Raw genomic sequence first — 3096 nt, 5'->3', positions numbered from 1 at the left:
CACGCGCGCACCCCGCCACTCGCGGCCCCCGTCGATCGGACGGCCGCCGCCCGCGAGCACCGCGGCGTTGTTCGGCACGTACGCTGGCAACATCGCCCAGAACGCCGTCGCGACGAGCGAACCGACCATGGCTAGGCTCACGAGTGTCCGGGTGATATAAACCGTGGATCCTCGCGTCTCCCTTCGCTCGGGTGGCAACATTTGACAACGCTCAAGTCCGATGGCCCCGATCCGTCGGTATGATCCCGCCGATCGCGCGACGGTTCGTCGCCGGCGAGTCCGTCCCGGAGGCGCTCGACCACGCGCGGGCCCGCAACGACGACGGCGTCGCCGTCATCCTCAATCTGCTCGGAGAACACTACGACGACCCCGCGGCGGCCCGTGCCGACGTCGACGCGTATCTCGCCCTCATCGACGATATCGCCGCGAGCGGCCTCGACGCGTGCGTCTCCGTGAAACCCTCGCAGATCGGTCTCGACATCTCCGCCGACCTGTTCGAGGAACACTATCGAGAGATCGTCTCACGCGCCCACGAGCGCGACGCGTTCGTCTGGTGTGATATGGAGGACGCCGAGACGACCGACGACACGCTGGACGCCTTCGAGTCGATCGCGACGGAGTACCCGTGGAGCGTCGGCCAGTGTCTCCAGTCGAACCTGAAACGCACCCACGACGACCTCGAGCGCCTCGTCGATGTCCCCGGTTTCGTTCGGCTCGTGAAGGGCGCCTACGACGAGCCGAAATCGATCGCGTACACGGACAAAGCGCGCGTCAACGAGGCGTATCGCGAGGACATCGAGTTCCTCTTCGAACGTCGTGACCGCGGCGTCGCCGTCGGGAGCCACGACCCGGAGATGATCTCGCTGGCGAACCGGCTCGGCTCGACACACGACACCGACTACGAGATACAGCTGCTGATGGGGGTCCGCGAGGACGCACAACGCGACCTCGCGCGGCAGGGCGTCGACGTCAAACAGTACGCACCGTACGGCGAGAAGTGGCTCTCGTACTTCTACCGTCGCGTCCGCGAGCGCAAGGAGAACGTCCTGTTCGCGCTTCGGGCGGTCGTCGGCCGGTGACCGTCGTACTGTCCGCTCAGCCGACATGTAGACACCCTCTTAAGGGCCGGCGACACATACGGAAGCGATAGATGTCCACGTGGAAACGCGACTTCGCCAGCGGGCTCATCGTGCTGGCTCCGCTCCTCGTTCTCCTTCTCGTCGTCAGATGGATCTACCGCTACATCGCCTCGATACCGCTCATCGACGCGCTCCAGCCGGCCGCGATCCCGGAGCCGCTGGAGCCGTTCTCGCGGGTGATCATCGCGGTCGCGGTGCTCGCTACGCTGGTGCTCGCGGTCGGGTACCTGATGCGGACGACGATGGGGCGGCTCGCCGAGGCGAAGGTCGACGACACGATAAACCGGATCCCCGCGATGCGGGTGGTGTACAACGCTTCGAAGCTCGCGGTCGAGACGGCGATCTCCGGGACGGACGACCTCCAGAGCCCGGTGTACCTCGAAACGTGGCCCGGGATCCGCATGACCGCGTTCCGGACCGGCAAGGAGACCCGCGACGGGAAGGTCGTCCTGTTCATGCCCACCGCCCCGAACATCACCACCGGCTTCGTTATCGAGGTCGAGCCCGAACGGATCGAGGATACCGGCGAAACCGTCGAGGAGGGACTCACACGCATCCTCTCGGCCGGGTTCGCGGAGTCCGCACAACAGATCCCCGTTCAAGAGGAGCGGCCGCCCGCGGACGCCCCGGAGGGCGGCGGGACGCCGGGTGGCATCGGTCGCCCGGGGCGCACAACCGGTTCCACGGGTGCCACCGCGACCGACGGCTCGGACCCCACGGCGGACGGCGGGGGCTCGGTTGACAGCTCCTAACCCCCTCGGTTCGTCTACAGGTAGGTGAACCAGTCGTCGTGTTCGTCGGTCTCCCGTTCGACCAGATCGAAGAACGCCGACTGTAGCTCCTCGGTGATCGGTCCGCGCGTCCCCGCGCCGATCTCGGTGTCGTCGACGGACCGGATCGGCGTCACTTCCGCCGCCGACCCCGTGAAGAACAGCTCGTCCGCGGTGTACAGCTGGCCGCGGGAGATCACGGCCTCGTCGTGGACCTCGTACCCGCGTTCCTCGGCGAGCGTGATGAGCGTGTCACGCGTGATACCCTCTAGGATCGACTGTGCGGGCCCGGTCGTGTAGATCTCGCCGTCGTTCACCATGAAGATGTTCTCGCCGGGCCCCTCGGCGACGTTCCCCTCCTTGTTGAGGACGATGGCCTCGACGTAGCCGTTTCGACGGGCCTCCTCGCCCGCGAGCATGGAGTTGACGTAGAGGCCGGTGGTCTTCACGTTCGTCGGCACCTGCGAGGAGGCGTGTTTCCGCCAGGAGGAAACCATCACGTCGACGCCCTCTTCTAACGCCTCGTCGCCCAGATACGCGCCCCACGGCCACGCGGCGAGGACGAGGTCCGTCGGGCAGTCCTTCGGCGAGACCCCGAGGGTGTCGTAGCCGTAGTAGGCGATCGGCCGGATGTAACAGGACTCGAGATCCTGTCGGCGGAGGAGTTCGAGTGTCGCCTCGGTGATCTCCTCGCGGGTATGCTCGATCTCCATGTCGTACATCTTCGCGGAGTCGAACAGCCGGTCGAGGTGCTCCTCCCAGCGGAAGATCGCGGGGCCGTTTTGGGTGTCGTAACACCGGACGCCCTCGAACACACCGCTCCCGTAGTGGAGCGCGTGTGTCAGCACGTGGGTCGTCGCCTCTTCCCAGTCGAGGAACTCCCCGTTCTTCCAGATCGTGTCCACGTCCATCTCATCGAATCCCATGACTGAAGAGTCGGGGTGTCCCGGCTTAAAATTATGACATACGTGGGTGGGGACCGGCGGATCCGGCCCGTCGATCCGCCTTATCGAAACGCCTCGACCAGCGCCGCTCCCTCGACGTACGGGATATCGTTGCGGGCGGCGTACGCCGCGGCGTCCTCGGGGGCTAACGCGTCGCCCGTCTCGTCATCGAGCATCTCACAGACGACGGCGGCGGGCGCGGCGTCGACGGCCGCGGCGAGCGCCAGTCCGAGCTCCGTGTGT

Annotated in this window: 5 protein-coding genes; 2 read left to right on the top strand and 3 right to left on the bottom strand. The window is 66.4% G+C overall.

Features of this window, described 5'->3' with window-relative positions; all coding sequences use genetic code 11:
* On the bottom strand, window positions 1-129 hold a 129-nt coding region (locus ACFQEU_RS13795), incomplete at its 3' end, for a CDP-archaeol synthase (RefSeq protein WP_379783088.1).
* 110 nt (window positions 130-239) lie between these two features.
* On the opposite strand from ACFQEU_RS13795, the gene ACFQEU_RS13790 reads away from it, so the two are divergent.
* Both ACFQEU_RS13790 and ACFQEU_RS13785 read left to right on the top strand, forming a co-directional pair.
* Window positions 240-1079 carry a proline dehydrogenase family protein gene (locus ACFQEU_RS13790; protein ID WP_379783086.1) on the top strand — a complete coding sequence of 280 codons (840 nt, stop codon included), beginning with the start codon at window positions 240-242 and terminating at the stop codon, window positions 1077-1079.
* Window positions 1080-1150: 71 nt separating this feature from the next.
* Window positions 1151-1891 carry a DUF502 domain-containing protein gene (locus tag ACFQEU_RS13785; protein ID WP_379783084.1) on the top strand — a complete coding sequence of 247 codons (741 nt, stop codon included), beginning with the start codon at window positions 1151-1153 and terminating at the stop codon, window positions 1889-1891.
* Between the two features lie 14 nt (window positions 1892-1905).
* Here ACFQEU_RS13785 and ACFQEU_RS13780 read toward each other — a convergent pair whose 3' ends face one another.
* Window positions 1906-2835 (bottom strand): branched-chain amino acid transaminase, encoded by a 930-nt coding sequence (locus ACFQEU_RS13780; RefSeq protein WP_379783082.1) that lies wholly within the window; start codon window positions 2833-2835, stop codon window positions 1906-1908.
* Window positions 2836-2915: 80 nt separating this feature from the next.
* On the bottom strand, window positions 2916-3096 hold a 181-nt coding region (locus tag ACFQEU_RS13775), incomplete at its 5' end, for a 3,4-dihydroxy-2-butanone-4-phosphate synthase (RefSeq protein ID WP_379783080.1).

The sequence above is a fragment of the Halorubrum tibetense genome (assembly GCF_042661865.1).
GTDB lineage: Archaea > Halobacteriota > Halobacteria > Halobacteriales > Haloferacaceae > Halorubrum > Halorubrum tibetense.
The sequence above is the reverse complement of the archived record's forward strand: the minus strand, read 5'-3'. Positions and strand labels throughout refer to the sequence as shown.

Excerpts from the sequence above, each read along its gene's own strand:
- ACFQEU_RS13780 (WP_379783082.1), bottom strand. The coding sequence starts at position 2,835 with ATGGGATTCGATGAGATGGACGTGGACACGATCTGGAAGAACGGGGAG.
- ACFQEU_RS13785 (WP_379783084.1), top strand. The coding sequence starts at position 1,151 with ATGTCCACGTGGAAACGCGACTTCGCCAGCGGGCTCATCGTGCTGGCT.
- ACFQEU_RS13790 (WP_379783086.1), top strand. The coding sequence starts at position 240 with ATGATCCCGCCGATCGCGCGACGGTTCGTCGCCGGCGAGTCCGTCCCG.